The 20,382-nt window shown below is 75.1% G+C and carries 15 protein-coding genes; 10 read left to right on the top strand and 5 right to left on the bottom strand.

Annotated elements, in window-relative coordinates; genetic code table 11:
* Positions 1-276 precede the first annotated feature (276 nt).
* Positions 277-888, top strand: a complete 612-nt coding sequence (locus ACIA8Q_RS23470) for a TIGR03086 family metal-binding protein (RefSeq protein WP_396317624.1) — start codon at positions 277-279, stop codon at positions 886-888.
* A 54-nt stretch (positions 889-942) separates the two neighbouring features.
* On the opposite strand, the gene ACIA8Q_RS23475 is transcribed toward ACIA8Q_RS23470, so the two are convergent.
* The gene (locus tag ACIA8Q_RS23475; protein WP_387906983.1) at positions 943-2,607 is read right to left on the bottom strand and encodes a histidine decarboxylase; all 1,665 of its coding nucleotides are present in this window, start codon (positions 2,605-2,607) and stop codon (positions 943-945) included.
* Between the two features lie 182 nt (positions 2,608-2,789).
* Between ACIA8Q_RS23475 and ACIA8Q_RS23480 the strand changes: the two genes are divergently transcribed.
* Entirely contained in the window at positions 2,790-3,281 is a 492-nt protein-coding gene (locus ACIA8Q_RS23480) for an Lrp/AsnC family transcriptional regulator (RefSeq protein WP_360223335.1), read from the top strand.
* Between the two features lie 73 nt (positions 3,282-3,354).
* On the opposite strand, the gene ACIA8Q_RS23485 is transcribed toward ACIA8Q_RS23480, so the two are convergent.
* From ACIA8Q_RS23485 to ACIA8Q_RS23500, 4 genes are all read right to left on the bottom strand, one after another.
* The gene (locus ACIA8Q_RS23485; protein WP_396317625.1) at positions 3,355-5,031 is read right to left on the bottom strand and encodes a CocE/NonD family hydrolase; all 1,677 of its coding nucleotides are present in this window, start codon (positions 5,029-5,031) and stop codon (positions 3,355-3,357) included.
* 213 nt (positions 5,032-5,244) lie between these two features.
* On the bottom strand, positions 5,245-6,114 hold the full coding sequence (locus tag ACIA8Q_RS23490) for a hypothetical protein (protein WP_387906978.1): 870 nt from the start codon (positions 6,112-6,114) through the stop codon (positions 5,245-5,247).
* A 269-nt stretch (positions 6,115-6,383) separates the two neighbouring features.
* Positions 6,384-7,424, bottom strand: coding sequence for an oxygenase MpaB family protein (locus ACIA8Q_RS23495; protein WP_396317626.1), 1,041 nt, complete (start codon positions 7,422-7,424; stop codon positions 6,384-6,386).
* Between the two features lie 155 nt (positions 7,425-7,579).
* Positions 7,580-8,110, bottom strand: a complete 531-nt coding sequence (locus ACIA8Q_RS23500) for an EF-hand domain-containing protein (protein ID WP_360222259.1) — start codon at positions 8,108-8,110, stop codon at positions 7,580-7,582.
* 383 nt (positions 8,111-8,493) lie between these two features.
* Between ACIA8Q_RS23500 and ACIA8Q_RS23505 the strand changes: the two genes are divergently transcribed.
* From ACIA8Q_RS23505 to ACIA8Q_RS23540, 8 genes are all read left to right on the top strand, one after another.
* The gene (locus tag ACIA8Q_RS23505; protein WP_360222256.1) at positions 8,494-10,134 is read left to right on the top strand and encodes a Re/Si-specific NAD(P)(+) transhydrogenase subunit alpha; all 1,641 of its coding nucleotides are present in this window, start codon (positions 8,494-8,496) and stop codon (positions 10,132-10,134) included.
* Positions 10,131-11,594: a Re/Si-specific NAD(P)(+) transhydrogenase subunit beta gene (pntB, locus tag ACIA8Q_RS23510; protein ID WP_387906970.1), complete on the top strand. Its 1,464-nt coding sequence runs from the start codon at positions 10,131-10,133 to the stop codon at positions 11,592-11,594. Before ACIA8Q_RS23505 ends, pntB begins: the two co-directional genes overlap by 4 nt.
* Before the next feature lie 228 nt (positions 11,595-11,822).
* Positions 11,823-12,266, top strand: coding sequence for a hypothetical protein (locus tag ACIA8Q_RS23515; protein WP_396317627.1), 444 nt, complete (start codon positions 11,823-11,825; stop codon positions 12,264-12,266).
* A 288-nt stretch (positions 12,267-12,554) separates the two neighbouring features.
* On the top strand, positions 12,555-14,543 hold the full coding sequence (locus ACIA8Q_RS23520) for an FAD/NAD(P)-binding protein (RefSeq protein ID WP_387906965.1): 1,989 nt from the start codon (positions 12,555-12,557) through the stop codon (positions 14,541-14,543).
* Positions 14,540-15,988 carry an adenylosuccinate lyase family protein gene (locus ACIA8Q_RS23525; protein WP_360222244.1) on the top strand — a complete coding sequence of 483 codons (1,449 nt, stop codon included), beginning with the start codon at positions 14,540-14,542 and terminating at the stop codon, positions 15,986-15,988. The genes ACIA8Q_RS23520 and ACIA8Q_RS23525 overlap by 4 nt, the downstream gene beginning before the upstream one ends.
* A gap of 625 nt (positions 15,989-16,613) precedes the next feature.
* Positions 16,614-17,876, top strand: a complete 1,263-nt coding sequence (locus ACIA8Q_RS23530) for a phenylacetate--CoA ligase family protein (RefSeq protein ID WP_360222241.1) — start codon at positions 16,614-16,616, stop codon at positions 17,874-17,876.
* Positions 17,873-19,228, top strand: coding sequence for an MFS transporter (locus ACIA8Q_RS23535; RefSeq protein WP_396317628.1), 1,356 nt, complete (start codon positions 17,873-17,875; stop codon positions 19,226-19,228). Before ACIA8Q_RS23530 ends, ACIA8Q_RS23535 begins: the two co-directional genes overlap by 4 nt.
* Positions 19,225-20,376 carry a GNAT family N-acetyltransferase gene (locus ACIA8Q_RS23540; protein ID WP_360222235.1) on the top strand — a complete coding sequence of 384 codons (1,152 nt, stop codon included), beginning with the start codon at positions 19,225-19,227 and terminating at the stop codon, positions 20,374-20,376. Before ACIA8Q_RS23535 ends, ACIA8Q_RS23540 begins: the two co-directional genes overlap by 4 nt.
* Positions 20,377-20,382: the final 6 nt, after the last annotated feature.

Here is a 20,382-nt window from a genome sequence, read left to right on the forward strand (position 1 = left end):
CGACCCAGCCCGAGCCGGGAAGTGGTGTTTCGAAGGATTGGCCGCCCCGGGACCGTCCGCGCCGATGCGTGTCCGGTGCTCCCTGCCGAGCGACTTGGTAACACTACTCCTCCCCGGCGCCCAGGACAAATGGCGGTTCGGGGGCGGCCGGGCACTCTGGGTGACCACGCGTCCGGGGGCGGGCGTCGTCGGACGAACTGGGGCCCGCAGGCCTGGCGAGTCACGCCCGGTAGTTGTTTACTGGGAGTGATCAGGGCAGGAAAAGGAGGCCCGGCGATGGAATGTCCACACCCATCCGGGTTCCACGCCGAGGTCCGCTCGCAGTACGCCGCGGCGGGGGCCGAGGTGGCCAGGCTGGTACGAGCGGTTCCCGACGATCGATGGACGGCGCCCACGCCCTGCCAGGACTGGGACGTACGCGGGCTCGTCAACCACCTCGCCGCGCAGCACCTGTGGGTCTGCCAGGCCGTGGCCGGTTACACCCCCAAGGAGATCGGCCACCGCTTCGAGGGCGACGTGCTCGGGCTCAACGCGGCCGGTGTGTGGGAGATGGCGGTGAGCAGCGCGATGCGTGCGCTGTACCGGCCGGGCGCCCCGGACCTGCTGGTGCACCTGCCGTACGGGGTGCGCGACGCCGGCGGGTACGCCCGGGAGCTGACCGCGGAGACCGTCGTGCACGCCTGGGACCTGGCGCGGGCGCTGGGTGAGAGCGGGCGGATGCCGCGCGGCGCCGCGCCGTACGCGCTGGCGGAGTTCCAGGGCTACCGCAACCTGGCCGGCACCGGGATGTTCGATCCTCCGCGGGTCGCCCCGCCGGGGGCGGACGCCCAGGAGGAGCTGCTGGCCCTCACCGGCCGCGATCCCCACTGGTCGGCCGAACGCATCTGAGCGGGTGCGGCGGCCGACGGCCCGTGAGCCGCCGGGCACCGCGCCCCCGAGCCGTCAGACCTGACGGGTGGGCAGCCCCAGGATGGCCGGGTCCTCGGCGAGTTCGGCCAGCAGGGCGTCGAGCTTCGCCCGGTCGACCGACGGCATCACGAAGACGTGCACGTAGCTGCGGCGGGTGGACTCGTCACCCGGGACCATCAGCACGTCCTGGGAGGACAGCGACCACTTCGCGACCAGCTCCGCACTGGGCTTGCGGAACCGCACCGTGACGGCGCCCGGGGTGCGGGCCGGCCAGAGCTCGACGCCGAGCTCGGACTCCATGGCGACCAGGCGGCGCTCCAGGTAGTCGGCGAGCTCCTGGGCGCGGCGGATCCGGTCGACCTGGTCCTGGTAGGAGTGCCGGGACAGGTGGTCCCAGAGGACCAGCGGGGAGAAGCCGTTGCGGGAGCCGGCGAAGGTGGTGTCCGGCGCGCCGATGTAGTCGGGCTGGGACGGGGGCGAGATCTGGTACTTCACCTTCGTCATGTAGATGCCGCACGGCCAGGGCGCGCCCGGCCACTTGTGGCCGCTCATGGCTATCGAGGAGACCATGTCCACCTCGCCGTGCCCGGCGGTCGGCAGCCGGAGGCCGAAGTCGAACTGCGGCAGCCGCGTCTCGGGGGTCCAGCCGTACGCCGGGTCCTCGGCGGCCATCCGCATGAAGGGCGCGTAGCCGGCGCCGAGGGCGCCGTCGACGTGGATCCAGAAGCCCCGGCGGAGGTCGACGAGCGGCTCGCCGGTGCGCGGGTCGGTGCCGTAGACCACCTCGCGGCGGACCAGGCCGTGCCGCTCGAAGATCGGCAGCAGGCGCTCGCAGACCGCCTTGACGTCGTCGTGCGCGCCCTTGAAGGTGCTGCCGAGGTTGAGGTTGACGAAGACCGGGTGGCCCTTGGCGGCGAAGAACTCGACGAGCACCGCGAGGGCGTCGACGTCGATCTCGCCGGGGCCGTCCCAGGAGCCGCCCGAGGGGCCGGGGGCGGAGGGCACCTCGGTGGGCCACTCGCGGCGGCCGGTGGCGGGGTCGACCAGCGGGCACTCGTCCGCGTACTTCTCCAGGCCGACGGCGTGGAAGGTCTCGACGCCGAGCACCCGGACGGCCTTGGCGAAGGAGTAGTGGGTGTCCTCAGAGTAGAACGCGACCGGGCGGTGGGCGTTGGGGTTGTGCCGGTCCGGCGCGGCCTGCACGTAGCGCAGCGCGTCGAACGGTGCGGTCGGCGGCTGGATCAGGGCCTTGCCGCTGAGGTAGTCGCGGGCGTTCCAGAGGGCGTACATGTTGCCCTCGGTGGAGCCCATGGAGAGCATGTAGCCCCAGTAGGACTCGGGGTCGGCCGGGTCGTGCGGCCGCTCGGCGTTCCACAGGGCCGCGTAGTAGTCGAGGACCGCGCGCTCCAGGACCTTGGTGTTCGGCTTGTAGCCGCCGCTCTGGAACGGGTCCCCGAGGTTGTTGATGTTGTTCGGCATGAACCGGGCCAGGTCCAGGGCGCAGCCCTGCATGTCCTGGGTGGCCTGGTAGCCGACCAGGTGCTCGCGCTTGCGCGACAGGTACTCGTCGACCGTGTCGAGGGCCCGCAGGCGCTGGTCGTCGTCCAGACCGCCGGTGGGGAGCACGAACTCGCGTCCGTCCAGCTCCGGGCCCGGGTCGACGGCGGGCGCGGCGGCGAAGGTGGCGGTCGGGCTCATGGGCAGGGCACTCCAGGATCGCTGGCCGGCCGGTCCACGGCGCGGGGAACGGCGGAGGGGCGTTCGCCGCTCGCGGCCAGGATGGAACTTTCCGGCCCGGTGCGGAAGATCTCCCGAAGAAGATTCGGTGGACGGCCGTCGTGGTTTGCGGATCGGCGGAATCACCTGGGATCCTGGGCGCCATGCCGAATAATCCGCAGGGCCGCAGGGGCCCGGTCGACGACGTGGACCGGGCGATCATCCGCACGCTCGCCGACAACGCCCGGATGCCGAACAACGCGCTCGCCGAGGCGGTGGGCATCGCCCCGTCCACCTGTCTGGCCAGGGTCCGCACCCTCCAGGAGCGCGGCATCATCCGCGGGTTCCGGGCCGACGTCGACCCCGCGGCGATCGGGCTGCCCCTGCAGGCGATGATCTCGGTGCGGCTGCGGGCCCACACCCGCGAGCAGAACGAGAGCTTCCGCAGCACCGCGCCCGACCTGCCCGGGGTGCTGGCGGTGTTCCACATGGCCGGCTCCGACGACTACCTGCTGCACGTCGGTGTCGCCGGCCCGGAGTCCCTGCGCGACTTCGTCGTGGACAACCTGACCACCCACCCGGCCGTCGCCCAGACCAGGACCAACCTGATCTTCGAACAGATAGCGGGGCGCCGCTACCTCGCCCCTGAGCACTGACCGGCCGCGTCGCCGGGCCGTCCCGTCCGGAGGCGCGGAGGCGCGGAGGCGCGGCCGGGGACCGCTCCCGCGGTCAGCGCAGCGGGAGCAGCAGTGCGGACGGGTCGGCGGCCGTGGACCCGAAGGTCACCGTGCCGCCCGGCGGGGTGTCGCCCCCGTACAGGGCGTCCCGGGTGCCCAGCACCACGGCGAGCCGGTGGCCCGCCGGCAGGTCGTAGGCCGTCGGGAAGAGCGTGACGTCCAGGGGGAACGGCTGCCCGGGCACCCGGCCGGACCAGCTCTGCGGCGCGTGCGAGATCAGCCGGCCGACGCCGAGCGCGCCCACGTCGTAGAGGTAGGCGACGACCGTCCCCCGCGGGCTGGAGGCGGTGACGGTGGTGTGCACCCGGGCGGCGCCGCGCACCTCCAGGCCCTGCGGGTAGGGCGGGGACTGCCGGACGACGGCGGCGGAGCGGTCGAGCAGCGGGAGGAGCACCGTCGGCGGCTGGTGCACCCGCTGGTCGAGCAGCCCGGACAGCAGGGCGACGCCGCCGCCGGCGCCGGACGCGGTGTCGCCGAGCACGGTCGTCCGCCACTCGGGGGCGTCGGCCGGGCCGCCGGGGGTGTCGGCGCCGAGGGAGTCTGCGCCGAGCGGGAGCCGGTCGGTGCGGGAGCTGACGGACCGCCAGTCGGGGTGGGTCTCGTGCGCGCCGGTGGGCCGGACCTCCAGCTCGACCCGGCCGGACCGGTCGGGGGCGGCCGGTGCGCCCATGACGTACTGGTCGAGCCAGGCACGGGCGCTGTCCCAGGTGGCGTTGTCCAGTCCGAGCAGACCGGTGAACTCCTGGCTCGCGTGGTCCCCGGGGCGCAGTTCGAGTCGCTTGGGCCCGGTCAGCCCCTGGTAGAAGTCGGTGATCTGGCCGGGGTTGAAGAAGCTGTCGCCCCAGGCGTTGGCCAGCAGGACGGCGGTGCCGTTCGCGTTGATCCGGTCCAGGTAGCGGGCCGGGGACCGGGTGTCCGCCCAGCGGACCACGTCGGGTAGGTCCCGGTCGGCGAAGAGGTCGTCCAGGACCCGGGTGAACCCGGGGCCCGGCCGGCCGGTCGGGGCCTGGATTCCGGCGAGCACGGCGGCGGCCTGGAGGTGGCGGGTCCGCCCGCTGTACAGCGAGTCGGTCAGGTCGGCCCAGCCGCTCAGCGAGGCGACGGCCTTGATCCGCGGGTCGAAGGCGGCGCCGAGCAGGGTAAGGCCGCCGCCGAGCGAGAGGCCGACCATGCCGACCCGCTCGCGGTCGGCCGGGGTGTGCGCGAGCGCCCAGTCGATCACCGTGGAGACGTCGGCGACGTCCTCGGGCCCGGCGACGTCGACCTGGCCGCCGGAGCCCCAGAAGCCCCGCACCGTGTAGGTGACGACGACGTACCCCCGGGCGGCGAGCGCCCGGCCCTGCGCGACGTACTCCAGGTCGTGCTGCCCCCAGCTGGCCGGCTGCACCACCAGCGGGTGGCGGCCCCGGGCGTCGGTGCCCGCGCCGCCGGGGGCCGGGGTGAACACGTCCGCCTTGAGGACGACGCCGTCCCGCGCCGGGATGTCGGCGAGCCGGAAGGAGTCGACGCCCGACACGGCCGGGGACGGGGCCCCGGACGCGGCCGGGGTGGTGGCCGGCGGAGCGGCCGCACCGGCGGGCCCGGCGACGGCGGCCCCGCCGAGGGCGAGCGCCGCCGTGAGGACGGCGCTCACGGTCCGGCGTGCGCGGCCTGGGTGGGATCGTTCCATCGTTGCTCCGTCTGTGCTCGTCCGAACCACTGGGCTGCCGGGAGCCTAGCGATCTGACGATTGCTCAGAGGAGTTGTCGATCAGCCAAATTACTGGCCGGTAACAGCGGTCGGGCGAGGCGACGCCGTCGTCGTCCGGGCGGCACGGTCGCCGGCCGGGGCGCGCCGGGGCGGACGGCACCGGGGCGGACGGCACCGGGCCGATCGGCCGGTGTCAGGCCAGCGACTTGGCCTGCCAGTACCGGAACTGCTCCAGCGGGTCACCGTCCAGCACCCACGGCCAGTCGGTCACCGTGTCGCCGAGCAACTGGAACGCGCCCGTGCACTCGCGCCCCCGGCCGGCCTGCACCAGGGCGAACGCGAGCAGGTTCAGGTCGGCCTGCGCGGCCGCGTGCTGCAGGTATCCGGGGCGGGTCCAGGTCGCCAGGGCGCCGTCGAGCACCCGGGCGGCGCGCACCCCGGTCCACTGTCGGCGGGCGAGCAGCGCCTCCACGCCGCCCTTGGCGGTGGTGCGGGTGTGCTCGTCGACGACCGCGGTGAGCTCCACGCCGACGGCCGGCGCGTTCGCCGGCACCGCGGCCCGGACGGACTCCACGAAGTCCATCTGGCTGCTGCGCGACCCGCACTCCTCCGGCGAGAGGTACCGCAGCATCTCCAGGTGCGCCTCGCGGTTCCAGCTGTCGCGGGTGGTCACCTCGTGCCAGACGGCGAACAGCTCGCGCGAGTCGGCGCGCATCAGGCGCAGGATGCCGAGCAGCACGACCCACGGGGTCGGGTCGTCCGGCGCGAGGTCGGAGGCGCGGTAGCAGTTCTCGGCGGCGGCCCTGGCGTCCTCCATCCGGCCCGCGTGCCGGCCGCGGACCAGCTCGACCCACGCCTCGAAGACCAGCGGGTCGGCGCCGGCCGGGCGCCGCAGTCGCCAGGTCCGGGCCAGCGCGGACGGCGCGGCGACCTCGGCCAGCACGACCATGCGGTGCGTCCGGCGGTCCCAGTCCTTACCGGTCTCCTGGAGGAGCCGCTCGACCTGGTCGACCTGAATGGCGTCCTGGCCGGGCATGCCGGAGGATTTCAGCTGCCGCCGCACGCGGCCCAGTTTGACGTCGTCGAGTTCCGGACGCAGACGCGGACCGGAAGCGCGAAATCTTCGAAGGATCGACACGCGCCGCAGCCTAGGCCCCGTCCGGAATTCCGGACACCCCCCGGATCCAATCGTTATTTCCGCGATTCCGGTGACGCCGCGCTTGCGTACGGCGACCATCCCGGCGGAATGATCATCCGGGCGCAGAATTCCCCACCGGGCATTTCCGGAATTGACCGTGCGTCAGAAAATCGGAATTCCGGCGGCCCGGCGGCTCAGCCCACCACGGACCCGCCCGCGGCCGGCCGGTCCGCGGGCGGCACGACGGCGGGTGCGGCGGGTGCGGCGGGTGCGGCGGGTGCGGCCGCCGGTGGTACGGCGCCGCGGGGGGCGCCCTCCGGCCGCGCGGTGGCGCGCGCGTGCGCGGCGGCCCGGATCTGCGAGGGCCCGCAGGCCCAGACCATCACCCGCCCGCCGGTCCGCGCCAGCGGACGGTCCCACCCGGAGCGGACCAACCGGGGCCGCCGCACGCCGAGTTCGTCCCTCGCCCAGCCGGGCAGCAGCCCGATCGAGGCGTTCGTCAGCAGCCGGACGGCGGCGCGCTCGCGGCGGCTGCGGCCGAACCCGCGCAGCAGCCGGAGCACCTCCAGGGCGGCCGGGGTGACCGTCAACTCCGGCCGGATCCGGGCCAGGTAGGCCGTCGCCTCGGACCGGGAGCGGGGTATCGCGGTGGCGCCCAGCCGCTCGGCCACCAGGGACGCCTCGGCGAGGTAGCCGTCGCACTCGGCCGCGGACAACGCGGTGGCGGCGAAGGCCTGGTGCCCGGCCAGGAAGCAGAGCACCTCGGCGGTGTGCACCCAGGTCAGCAGCTCCGGATCGTCGGCGCGGTAGGCGCGGCCGTCCGCCGCCGTCCCGCGGATCCGCGGGTGGATCCGCCGCACCGCCGCGATCGCCGCCTCGGCCGCCGCCGTCGAGCCCAGCGTGGTGGTGGTGACGAAGCGGGCCGTCCGGTGGAGCCGCCCGGTCGGATCGACCCGGAAGTCGGAGTGCGCGTCGACGGCGGCCATCGCCAGCGGGTGCAGGGACTGCAGCAGCAGCGCGGCGAACCCGCCCACCAGCATCCCGGCCGGGTGCCCGTGCACCCGCCACACGACGCTCGCCGGCCCGAAGAGGCCCGGGTCCCCGGCCGGCCGGTCGTACCGTTCCAGGTGCAGGTCCTGCCCGTGCACCGTCGCGTTGATCTCCGCCAGCAGCCGCGCGCGCAGTGCGGCCAGCGGCGCCCACCCGCCCGCGGTCCCGATGATCGTCCCCACCACGCCAACCCCTCCGTCGCCGAGGCCCACCACCCTACGGCGACCGGCCGGGCGGCCGGTCGGGCGGCCGAGCGGGCGCCGTAGGGGCGGCGACGGGCCGTCCGGGCCGCCGGACGCGGCTCCGCGCACGACGCCGGGGCCGTACCCCGGCCGGCCGGTCAGCGGACGGGCAGCTGCGGCGCCCCCGGGCGGGCGCCGCCGTAGGCGTCGGCCATCGGGGAGGCGCCGGTGGTGAGGAAGTCGTGGATCGCCGCCAGGTAGGAGGCCCGGTCCACGGCGCCGTCGCCGTCCTCGTCGAGGGCGTCGAAGGCCGCGGCGGCACCGTCCTCGGTGTTGCCGGTCGCCGCCCTCAGCCGGGTGAACTCCTGCCGGGTCAGCCGGCCGTCGCCGTCCGCGTCGGCGAGGTCGAACAGGGAGCCGAGCGCGGGGCGGCAGGACCGCTCGAACGCCTCGTGGCCCGCCCAGGACCGGTACTCCTCGAAGGTGACGCGCCCGTCGGCGTCGGCGTCCATCTGCCGGAACACCTCCTGGTGGGCTTCCCGGGCCGCGGCGACCAGGGGGTGCTGCGGGTCCCGTCCGGTGGCCGCGGCCGCGCGGTCGACCCGCGCGAGGTACTCGCCGTGGGAGATCACCCCGTCGCCGTCCGCGTCCAGCATCCCGAAGATGTACTGCTTCGCCGAGTCCGACACGTCGTCGCCTTCCGGTTCAAAGGGGGCCCCGGGCAGGGACGTTACCGGCGGCGGGCACCCGGCGCGGGGCCGACACGACGGCCGGTCCGGTGGGCGGTCCGGGGCCGGCCGGACCGCGCGGCGGATCCCCGGCGGGAAGGGGCGGCCGTCCCTTCCGGGGGCGTGGTCCGGCGGCGCCGCGCCCCCCTGATGGAGCAACCCGGGCCCGCGGTGCGGGGGCGCACGAGGCAGGCGCGGACGGGGCCGTGAGGCTCGTCACTGCTTCGACGCCTCGGCGCGCAGGCTGGGTAGGTGTACGTTCCAGCGACCGACGGGCGGGGTATCCGCCCCGATCGCAGACGCCCCGTCAGCGTTGCCCTCCGATGAAGGAGAGACACCGGACAATGGCTGCACAGGTCCCGCACCACCACCCACCCCAGCGCATCGGCGTGGTCGCCGAGTCGGCCCACGGGGAGACCCGCGTCGCGGCGACCCCCGCGACGGTGCGCACCCTGCTCGGACTCGGTTACCGGGTCGTCGTCGAATCGGGGGCCGGCAGCGCCTCCGGCTTCACCGACGCGGCCTACCGCGAAGCCGGCGCGGGCATCGGCGACGCCTGGGCGGCGGAGGTGGTGCTGAAGGTCAACGCCCCCTCCTCCGACGAGATCGGCCGGCTGGCCGAGGACGCCGTCCTCGTCGGCCTGATCGCACCGGCGCAGAGCCCGGAGCTGCTCAAGGCGCTGTCCGCGCGCCGGGTGACGGCGCTCGCGCTGGACGCCGTACCCCGGATCTCCCGGGCGCAGTCGATGGACGTGCTCAGCTCGATGGCGAACATCGCCGGGTACCGGGCGGTGATCGAGGCGGCCCACGTGTTCGGGCGGTTCTTCACCGGCCAGGTCACCGCCGCGGGCAAGGTGCCACCGGCGAAGGTCCTGGTGGCGGGCGCCGGCGTGGCCGGGCTCGCCGCCATCGGGGCCGCGTCCAGCCTGGGCGCGATCGTCCGCGCGACCGATCCGCGGCCCGAAGTCGCGGACCAGGTCAGGTCGCTGGGCGGCGAGTACCTCGCCGTGGACGTCGCCCAGGAGGCGAGCACCGACGGCTACGCCAAGGCGACCTCCGCCGACTACGACCGCGCCGCCGCCGCGCTCTACCACGAGCAGGCCGGGGACGTGGACATCGTCATCACGACCGCGCTGATCCCGGGCCGCCCCGCCCCGCGGCTGATCACCGCGGCGGACGTCGCGGCGATGCGGCCGGGCAGCGTCATCGTCGACATGGCCGCCGCGCAGGGCGGCAACGTCGAGGGCACCGTGGCGGGCCGCACGATCGTCACCGACAACGGCGTCACCATCATCGGCTACACCGACCTGGCCGCCCGACTGCCCGCCCAGGCCTCGCAGTTGTTCGGCACCAACCTGGTGAACCTGCTCAAGCTGCTGACCCCGGGGAAGGACGGGCTGCTGGTCCTCGACCTCGACGACGCCGTCCAGCGGGCCGTGACGGTGGTCCGGGCGGGCGAGATCACCTGGCCACCGCCGCCGGTGGCCGTGTCGGCCGCCCCCGCCGCCGCACCGGCCGCCGCGACCGCACCCGCCGCGCCGCAGGCCGGGCGGCCCCGGCTCACCCCGGCCGTGCGGTTCGGCCTGATCGGCCTGGGCATGCTGGCGGCCTTCCTCGCGATCGCCGCCGCGCCGGCCCGGCTGGCCGAGAACCTCACGGTGTTCGCGCTGGCGGTGGTCATCGGGTACTACGTGATCGGCAAGGTCCACCACGCCCTGCACACCCCACTGATGTCGGTGACGAACGCGATCTCGGGGATCGTGGTGATCGGCGCCCTGTGGCAGATCGGGCACGAGAGCCGGGTCGTGACCGCGCTGTCGTTCGTGGCGGTGCTGCTGACCAGCGTCAACGTGTTCGGCGGCTTCGCCGTCACCCGCCGCATGCTGTCGATGTTCTCCGCCTCCCCCGGGCCGGCCTCCCCAGCGCAGGCCTCCCCCGGGCCGGCCGGCGCCCGGTCCACCTCACCCGAAAGGCGAGCCCGATGACCGCCACGACGGCCTCGCACGCCGCGGACCTCGTCGCCGCCCTGCTATTCATCCTCAGCCTGGCCGGACTGTCCCAGCACCGGACCTCCCGCGCCGGCGTCGTCTACGGCATCGCCGGCATGGCCCTCGCCCTGGTCGCGACCGTGGTGGTGGCGGCCCGGAGCATCAGCGCCGGCGCCATCGCGCTGATCGTCCTCGCGATGGCGCTCGGCGGCGCGGCGGGCCTGTGGCGGGCGCGCCGGGTCGAGATGACGCAGATGCCCGAACTCATCGCCGTGCTGCACAGCTTCGTCGGGCTCGCCGCCGTCCTGGTCGGCTGGAACGGCTACCTGGAGGTCGAGGCGCACGGGTCGGCCCAGACCCGGGTCCCCGGCGAGCTGCTGGGCATCCACCACGCCGAGGTCTTCATCGGCGTCTTCATCGGCGCGGTCACCTTCACCGGCTCGCTGGTGGCCTTCCTGAAGCTGTCCGCCCGGATCGCCTCGCGACCGCTGACGCTGCCCGGCAAGAACCTCCTCAACCTGGGCGCGCTGGCCGCCTTCGCCGGGCTGACGGTCTGGTTCACCGTCAGCCCGGACCCCGGCCCGATGATCGCGGTCACCGTGCTCGCGCTCGCCCTGGGCTGGCACCTGGTCGCCTCGATCGGCGGCGGCGACATGCCAGTCGTCGTCTCGATGCTCAACAGCTACTCGGGCTGGGCCGCGGCCGCCGCCGGGTTCCTGCTCGACAACAACCTGCTCATCGTCACCGGGGCGCTGGTCGGGTCCTCCGGCGCCTACCTGTCGTACATCATGTGCCGGGCGATGAACCGCTCGTTCCTCTCGGTCATCGCCGGCGGGTTCGGCATCGAGGCCCCGACGGGCGGCGCCGAGGAGGACGGGGAGCACCGCGAGATCACCGCGGACGAGACCGCCGAACAGCTCGCCCGGGCCGGCTCCGTGATCATCACCCCCGGCTACGGGATGGCCGTGGCCCAGGCCCAGCACCCGGTCGCCGAGCTGACCCGCCGGCTGCGCGAGCGCGGCGTCGAGGTCCGGTTCGGCGTGCACCCCGTGGCCGGGCGCCTTCCCGGCCACATGAACGTCCTGCTGGCCGAGGCGAAGGTGCCGTACGACGTCGTCCTGGAGATGGACGAGATCAACGACGACTTCGCCGTGACCTCGGTCGTCCTGGTCATCGGCGCCAACGACACCGTCAACCCCGCCGCCATGGACGACCCGGCCAGCCCGATCGCCGGCATGCCGGTGCTGCGGGTGTGGGAGGCGGAGCAGGTGGTCGTGTTCAAGCGCTCGATGGCCTCCGGCTACGCGGGCGTGCAGAACCCGCTGTTCTTCCGCGAGAACAGCAGCATGCTGTTCGGGGACGCCAAGCAGAGCGTCGAGGCGATCCTGCGGGCGCTCGACGAGCGCGCCCCGCAGGCCCCGGCCGCCCCGCTGCGCCAGCCGACGGCGGCCGGGTAGCCCGCGGCGGCGAGCAGGCGTGGAGCGGGAAGTCGGCCCGGCCGACTTCCCACTCCACGGCGCCGGTCCGGCCCAGGTGGGCGGGCGGCCGGACAGGGAGGCGTGCAGCAGCCGGGTTCGCGGGACACCCGTGTTGATCCGTGCACGACCGACCCCCGGCCGGTTGAATCGACCCGTTCGTCGACCAGCGGCGCCACCCGGTGCCGCGCGAGCGAGGGAGCCCGACCGGTGGCACGCGTACCGAGCCTGATCTACGGCATCAGCAAGTCCGACGAGCGGCTGCTCAGTCTGCTCGGGCCCAAGGAGCACGTGGTCCTCCTCCCGGGCACCGAAGGCGAACTGGAGGCCCAGTCGTGGGAGGTGGAGGAGCTCGACAACGGCAACGTCCTGCTCCGCAACGAGCGACACCGCACCTTCGCCGGCTACGACGGCGATCCCCGGGAGAACGCCGAGGTCGTCGGTTCCTACGAGCCCCGGGAGTGGCGGCTCCGCCCGGTGTCGCACCCGGACGACTCCCGCTACCACGTGGTGGTCCCCGGCGGCCCGGTCGGCGGGGTGGAGCTGACCCTCGACCTCAGCGTCCTGGACATCGCCCCGCAGCGGATCGCCCTGCGGCCGCTGGACGCCCACGACCAGCAGCAGGTGTGGGACTTCCTGATCCACCTCCCCTGAGGCAGGCCCGCGGCCCCGGAGCCGCGGGAAGAGGACACCGAGGCCACGGCCCCACCGCGCACGCGGTGGGGCCGTGGCCGTTCCACGCCCCGAGCCCGGGCACCGTCACCGCCGCCGCGGCGAACCGGGCGGCGCTCCAGCCCGATCCGAGCCCGGGTCGACCGCCACGGCCGACGGTTGCGGATGGAAGGAGGCGCTGCGGGGACGGCGGACGCTCCGTTCCGCCCGGCCGCCCGGGCCGACCGCACCGGGATCCCCCTTGCCCATCTGCTGAACGGAGTTGGCGTAGTGAGCAGCGGACGTTTGGAACTGTGCCTGGTCGGCGCCGGTCCGCGCGGCCTGTCCGTCCTCGAACGGATCTGTGCGCACGAGCGGAGGCGCCCCCGCTGGGGGCGGATCACGGTGCACGTCGTGGACCCGGACCCGGCGGGCTCCGGCCGGGTCTGGCGGCCCACGCAGTCCCGGCAGCTGCTGATGAACACCGTCGCCTCGCAGGTCACCGTCTACACCGACGCGAGCCTCAGCATCGAGGGGCCGCTGGAGGAGGGCCCGAGCCTGTACCAGTGGGCGAAGGCGCTCGGCCCGAGCGCGCTCACCCCCGGTTCCGGGGCGGTCTACGACGACGAGACCCTCGCCGAGGCCCGCGACCTCGGCCCGGACACCTACCCGACCCGCGCCCTCTACGGCCACTACCTGACCTGGGTGTTCCGGCAGGTCACCGCGACCGCGCCGGCGCACGTCTCGGTCCGGGTGCACGCCGAACGGGCCGTCGCCCTGGAGGACGCCGACCCCGGGTACGACGGCGCAAGCCAGACCCTGGTGCTGGCGGACGGCACCCGGCTGGCCGGGCTCTCGGCGGTGGTGCTGGCCCAGGGGCACGTCCCCGCGGTCCTCTCCGCCGCCGAGCGCGAGCTGGCCGGATTCGCCGAGCGCCACGGCCTGGCCTACGTCCCCCCGGCCAATCCGGCCGACGTGGACCTCTCCTCCGTCGCCCCGGGCGAGGCCGTCCTGATCCGCGGTCTCGGCCTCAACTTCTTCGACTACATGGCGCTGTTCTCGCACGCCCGCGGCGGGGTCTTCGAGCGCGTCGACGGCCGGCTGGTCTACCGCCCGTCCGGCCGCGAACCGCACCTGTACGCGGGCTCGCGCCGCGGCGTGCCGTACCACGCGCGCGGCCGCAACGAGAAGGGCGCCCACGGCCGCCACCTCCCCCGCCTGCTGACGGCCGAGCACGTCGCGCGGCTGCGCGCGGGCGGCCGGCGGATCCGGTTCGGCACCGAGCTGTGGCCGCTGGTCGCCAAGGAGGTGCAGACCGTCTACTACCGGGCGCTGCTCGCCGCCCGCGGCACCCCGGCGCTCGCCGCCGAGTTCGCCGACCGCTACCTGGCGGCCGAGCCCGGCGAGGCCGAGGACGGGCTGCTCGCCGAGTACCGGATAGCCGCCGGGGAGCGCTGGGACTGGGAACGGATCTCCCGCCCCTGGGGCGAGCGCGTCTTCGCGGACACCGCCGACTTCCGCGCCTGGCTGCGGAACCACCTCGACGAGGACGTCCGCCTCGCCCTGCAGGGCAACGTCAGCGGCCCGTTCACCGCGGCCCTGGACGTGCTGCGCGACCTGCGCAACGAGCTGCGCCTCGCCGTCGACCACGCCGGGCTGGACGCCGACTCCCACCGCGACGAGCTCGACCGGTGGTACACCCCGCTCAACGCCTTCCTGTCGATCGGCCCGCCCGCCGCCCGGATCGAGGAGATGGCCGCGCTGATCGACGCGGGCGTCCTGGAGCTGACCGGCCCCGGGATCCGCGTCGGCACCGACGCCGACGACCCCCGGGGCCCCGCCTTCACCGCCACCGGCGACCTCGCCGACCTGGCGGTCCGCGCCACCGTGCTGATCGAGGGCCGGCTGCCCGAGATCGACCTGCGCCGCACCGAGGACCCGCTGATGCTCCACCTGCTGCGCACCGGCCGGTGCCGCCCGTACCGCATCCCCGCGAGCGTCGGCGAGGACTACGAGACCGGCGGCCTCGCGGTCTCCGGGCGGCCCTACCGGGTGCTGGACGCCCAGGGCGTGCCGCACCCGCGGCGCTTCGCCTACGGCGTGCCCACCGAGTCCGTGCACTGGGTCACCGCCGCGGGGATCCGCCCCGGCGTCGGCTCGGTCACCCTGGAGGACTCCGACGCGATCGCCGCCGCCCTGCTGGCCCTGCCCGAGCTCCCGGCCCCCCTGTCGGACGGGGAGTTCCGGGCGGCCGACGAGAAGGCGCGGGCCGGGGCATGACGGACCACCGCACCGACGCCCACCTCGACGCCGGCCTGCTCTCCCCCGTCCGGGTCGGGTCCCCCGTCGAGGCCGCGGTCGGCGACACCGCCTGGCTGCAGGCGATGCTCGACGCCGAGGCCGCGCTGGTCCGCGCCCAGGCCCGCTGCGGCACCGTGCCCGCCGCGGCGGCCGCGGCGATCACCCGGGCGGCGCGGGCCGAGCACCTGGACGTGCGCGCCCTCGCCCTGGCCGCGCGCGAGACCGCCAACCCGGTGGTCGGCCTGGTCGGGGCACTGACCGCCCGGGTCGCCGCCGAGTCGCCCGGGGCCGCCGAGTACGTCCACCGCGGCTCGACCAGCCAGGACGTCTTCGACACCGGCGCGATGCTGGTCGCGGCCCGGGCCCTGGCCCTGATCACGGCCGACCTGCGGGCCGTCGCCGAGGCCTTCGGCGATCTGGCGGCCGGGCACCGGGACACCGCGATGGCCGGCCGGACGCTCGCCCTGCACGCCGTGCCCACCACCTTCGGCCTGAAGGCGGCCGGCTGGCGGCAGCTGGCCCTGGAGGCGGCCGAGCGCCTGGACCGGGTCGCCGGGGGCGGGCTCCCGGTCGCCCTCGGCGGCGCGGCCGGCACCCTGGCGGGCTACCTCCAGTACGCCGGCGAGGGGGCCGACCCGGCCGCCGTCCTCGACGGCCTGGTCACCGCCTTCGCCGAGGAGACCGGTCTGGCCGTGCCGGTGCTGCCCTGGCACGCGCTGCGCACGCCGATCGCCGACCTGGGCGCGGCGCTCGCCCACACCGCCGGCGCCCTGGGCAAGATCGCGGCGGACGTGCTGGTGCTGGCCCGCACCGAGGTCGGCGAGGCCGCCGAACCCACCGCCGCCGGCCGGGGCGTGTCCTCGGCGATGCCGCACAAGCGCAACCCGGTGCTCGCGACGCTGATCCGCTCGGCCGCGCTGCAGGTCCCCGCGCTGGCGTCGGTCCTGGTCCAGTGCCTGGCGACCGAGGACGAGCGCTCGGCGGGCGTCTGGCACGCCGAGTGGCAGCCGCTGCGCGAGTGCCTCCGGCTGGTCGGCGGGGCCGCGCACACCGCCGCCGAACTGGCCCGGGGCCTCACCGTCGACCCGGAGCGGATGCGGACCAACCTCGGGGTCACGGGGGGCCAGATCGTCTCCGAGCGGGTCTCGGCCGTGCTGGCCCCCCTGCTCGGGAAGGCCGCGGCCAAGGACCTGCTGACCCTGGCCTCGCTCCGGGCCGCCGAGAGCGCCCGCCCGCTGACCGAGGTGCTGGCCGGGCTCCCGCAACTGGCGGGCGTGCTGACGACCGCCGAGCTGGCGGGCCTGCTCGACCCGGCCGGCTACACCGGCGTCGCCGGGGCCCTGGTGGACCGCGCGCTGTCCGACCGGGACCGGCACCCGCTGCGCGCGGACGACACCGCGGCCGTCCGGCACGAGCGGGCGTAGGGCACACCCGGCACGGCGCCCCGGGGCGCCGTGTCGCCCGGTGCGCCGTCGCCGCCAGCCGTCGCCGCCAGCCGCCCACTGCCCACCGCCCGCCGAACGGCGGAGGCGGACACCCCCTGAACGGCGGGTGGCAATTCCGGCATCCGCGCCGCAATCAGGCGGCGCCACATGAAATGTCGTTAATTCAACTACAGAAATGGGGAATCCGCCTCCCGCCTGCGGATTCCCCGCCGAGCCGGCGCGGCCGTGAGATCCAGCTCACCCTTTCGCCGAGCTTTCGCGACCCTTTCGCCGGAAACCCCCTGCTGACGGGAGCTCAGGTCGTATCCGCACCGTTCTGATGCAGGATCATGCTGCAATCCAAGGAACATTCGGATGCTAGCCTTGGTTTCTGCGAGCGAGAGGCCCCAACACTCCCGATTTCGCATCAGCTGACGGACCGTCCACGCGCCCACCGGACCACCGGTACGCACGCCCGGCCCGTTTCCCGCCCCCCGTGGCCCGCCCGGTCCCGGCGGAATCGAATTCCGCCGACCGCGGGCCCGACCATCGCCTCCGACCCATCGGGCGCAGCCGTGCACCACTCGGCCTCGCCCGGCCCTCGCATGCCTAAAAGCAGGAACTGATGCCCGTTCAACCCCTGGCGGAGCTCATACGCTTCGCACGCCGCAATTCGCCCTTCTACGCCGACCTGTACGCCGGCCTGCCCGACCGCACCACGGCCCTCACCGACCTCCCGGTCGTCCCGCAGGCCGAGTACTGGCAGGCCAACACGCCCCGCCACAACCGGCTGCTGACCGGGCCGCTGGAAGAAGCCGTCGTCTTCAAGAGCGGCGGTACCACCGGCTCGCCGAAGTTCTCCTTCTACAGCCGGGAGGAGTGGCGGGAGTTCACCACCTCCTTCGGCGCCGGACTGGTCGACGCCGGACTGCGCCCGGGCCACCGGGTCGCCGACCTCTTCTACGCGGGCGACCTCTACGCCAGCTACACCTTCATCCTCGACTCGCTGCACCGCTCGCCCGTCTCCAACGTCCGGCTGCCGATCGGCGGGGCCGCACCGCTGGAGTCCACCGCGCAGACCCTGGAGCAGTTCGAGGTCGAGGTCGTGGCCGGCACCCCGACCACGCTCTGCGCGCTCGCCGACCACCTGCTGGCCTCCGGCCGCGCGCTCCCCCGCGTGGAGCTGCTGCTGTTCGGCGGCGAAGGCCTCTACCAGGACCAACTGCCCCTGCTGCGCGCCGTGTTCCCCAACGCGAGGGTCTCCTCGATCGGCTACGCCGCCGTCGACGCCGGGCTGCTCGGCCGGCCCGTGCCGGGCCCGGACACCCGGGTGCACCGGGTCTTCGCCCCGGAGACGGTGGTGGAGATCCTCGACGACCACACCGGCGAACCGATCACCGCCGCCGGGGTGCCCGGCCGGGTCGTGGTGACCGACCTGCGGCGACGGCTGATGCCCGTACTGCGCTACCCCGTCGGGGACCGCGCGGAGTGGACCGACGCCGCCGCCGGACGGTTCCGCATCCTCGGCCGCGCCCAGGAGGGCGTCCGGGTGGGCCCGGTCTCGCTGTACACCCAGGACGTGCTCGACCTCGTCCGCGCGGCCGACCCGGCCGAGCGGGTGAACGGCGTCCAGCTGGTGGTGCGCCGCTGGGAGGCCCGCGACGGGCTGCTGCTGCGCCTGGCCCACGACGGGAACCCCGACGGGCTCGCCGAGCTGGCCGACGCCGTGACCTCCGGGCTCCACGCGGCACGGCCGCTGTACCCGGAGGCCGTCGCCGCCGGTCACGTGCACCCGCTCTCCGTCCAGTGGGTGCGCCGGGCCGAGCTCGCCGTCAACGCGCGGACCGGCAAGCTGATCCGCGTCCTCGACGAACGGCCGAACGCGTGACCGCCACCGGGGCGGCCGGCGCACCCGCCCGGCGCACCCCGCTCGTCCTGCGCAACCGGCGGTTCGGCGCCGTCTGGGCCGCGCAGGTGCTCACCCAGGCCGCCGGCCGGATGTTCCAGGTCGGCGCGGTGTGGTGGCTGATCGCCCACGCCGCCGGCTCCGACCGCGGCCTCGCCTCCGGCGCCTTCCTCGCCGTCAGCACCCTGCCCGCGGTCGTCCTGGCGCCGCTGGTGGCCGGGCTCATCGCCCGCCGCCCGCACCGCGCCGTCCTGGGCGTCTCGGCCGCCGTCGCCGGTCTGGTCGCCCTCGGCACGGCCGCCTGGACGTCCGCCACGACGCCGCCGGCGCTCGTCACCTACGGCGCCGCGCTGGTCCTGGCCGGCTGCCAGGCGGTCTTCGACCCCTGCCTCACCACCGCCGTCCCCGAACTCGTCGAGGACGCCGACATCGAGGCCGCGACCGGTTTCGAGCTCGCCACCCAGTCGCTGGCCGGGCTCGCCGGGGGTCTGCTGGGCCCGCTGGTGGTCGACGCCACCGGCCTGGCGGGCGTCGTCGCCGGGTGCGCGGGCGCCTACCTGCTGGCGGCCGCCGTGATCGGCGTGACCCGGTTCCCGGCCACCCCCGCAGCGGCGGCCACCGCCGACGCACCGACCGCCGACGCGGCGCCCGCCGCCGGGCGGCCGCTGCGCCGGATCCTGGCCGAACTGCCGTTCATCCGGCGCGTGCTGCTCTGCTTCACCGCGGCGAACGTCTTCACCACCGCGGTGTTCGTGGTGATGCCGCTGTACACCCGCACGGTGCTGCACGCCGACGGGTCGACCGTCGCCGCCCTGGAGGCGGCGCTCGGCGCCGGCACGCTGGTGGGCTCGTTCACCGGAGGCCGCCTCCCGGGCGCGCCGACCGCGGTCGGCGCCGGGTGCCTGGCCCTGATGGCCGCCGCCCTCGGGCTGCCCGGTCTGGTCGGCGACCGGGCCGGCCAGGCCACGGCCGTGGGGTCGATGGCGCTCGCCGGCTGGTGCGTGGGCGTGATCGGCGTGCGGTTCGTGGCGCTGTTCCAGCGGATGGTCCCGGCCGAGGACCGGCCCGGCTTCTTCGCCGTGATGCAGGCGCTGCTGGGGGCGACCTTCCCGGTGTCGTCCCTGGTCTTCGGCCTGCTCGGCGACCACCTCCCGGCGCGGACGCTGTGCCTGGTCCAGGCCGTCGGCGTGCTGCCCGTCGCGGCCGCGCTGTGGTGGACCGGCCGCCGGCACACACCGGCCACGGACGCCGACGCAGACGCCGACGCGGCCACAACCACGGTCACGGCCGCTGCCACCGCGGTGTCCGCGGAGCCGATCGGGGGCGGGCGATGACCGTGACGATGACCATCGCGCCCGCCGCCCCGCAGGACGTCGCACAGCTGCGCCAGCTCTACTTCGACGTCTACGGCCACGGCTACCCGGTCGCGCTCGGCAGCGATCCCGAGGAGATGCGCCGCCGGATCGACGACCCGCACACCCACTGGCTGACCGCCCGGCACGACGGCGCCGACCAGTTGGCCGGTTCGGTGGCGGTGCAGACCGACCCCGGCGGCCGGATCGGCAAGCTGGTGGGCCTGGCGGTCCACCCCGAACAGCGGGGCGGCGGACTGGCCGGCCGCCTGACCGCGGCGGTCTGCGCCGACGCCTTCGCCGCCGGCACCGTGGACTCGGTCTACGCGACCGTCCGGGTGGTCACTCCCGGTCCGCAGCAGGTCTTCGCCCGCAACGGGTTCCAGGCCCTCGGGTTGCTGCCGAACGCCGTCGAGGTGGCCGGGTGCGAGAGCCTCGCACTGTTCGCCCGCCACGCCGACGGCGTCCTGACCCGGCGCCAGGGCGTCGACCAGGTGCCCGGAGCGCTGCTCCCCCTCCTGGAGGCGGCCCGGCGCAGCACCGGCGTCGGGTACGGCCGGCCGCGCGCCGCCGAGGGGCCCGCCCGGCCCGTCGCGCGGAGCGCGCCGGTGACCGCGCCGATGGAGCTCATCAACGCGCCTGGCTTCGTCCGCCGCCGGTTCCTGGAGCACTTCCCCGACCCGGGCGAGCGGTTCTTCCCGCTGCACCTCCCGAACACCGTGCTCACCCCGCCGGACGGCGCGTTCGAGGCGTACGCCGATCTGGACCGGTCCGCGGCGAGCTGCTCGCTGGTCGCGGTGCACCCGTCCCCGGCGGCCGTCGCCGGAGCGCTCGAACCGCTGATGGCGGCCGTCACCCGCGCCGGCGCCGACTACGTCGAGACCCTGCTGCCGCTGGCCGACACGGCCGGGCTCGACGCCTTCCTGGCGGCCGGGTTCGTCCCCAGCGCCGTCTACCCGGCGATGCGCCGGATCGGCGACCGGTTCCACGACTACGTGGTGCTGTCCCGCACCAGCCGTCAGATCGACTTCAGGACCACGGCCGTCAGCGAGCCGCTCCAGCCCTACCTGCTGGCCTACCTGACCGCCTGGACCTCGACCTACCTACCCCTTTCCGAGGTTGCCCCGTGACCGTCC

The organism is Kitasatospora sp. NPDC051705 (assembly GCF_044453265.1).
GTDB lineage: Bacteria > Actinomycetota > Actinomycetes > Streptomycetales > Streptomycetaceae > Kitasatospora.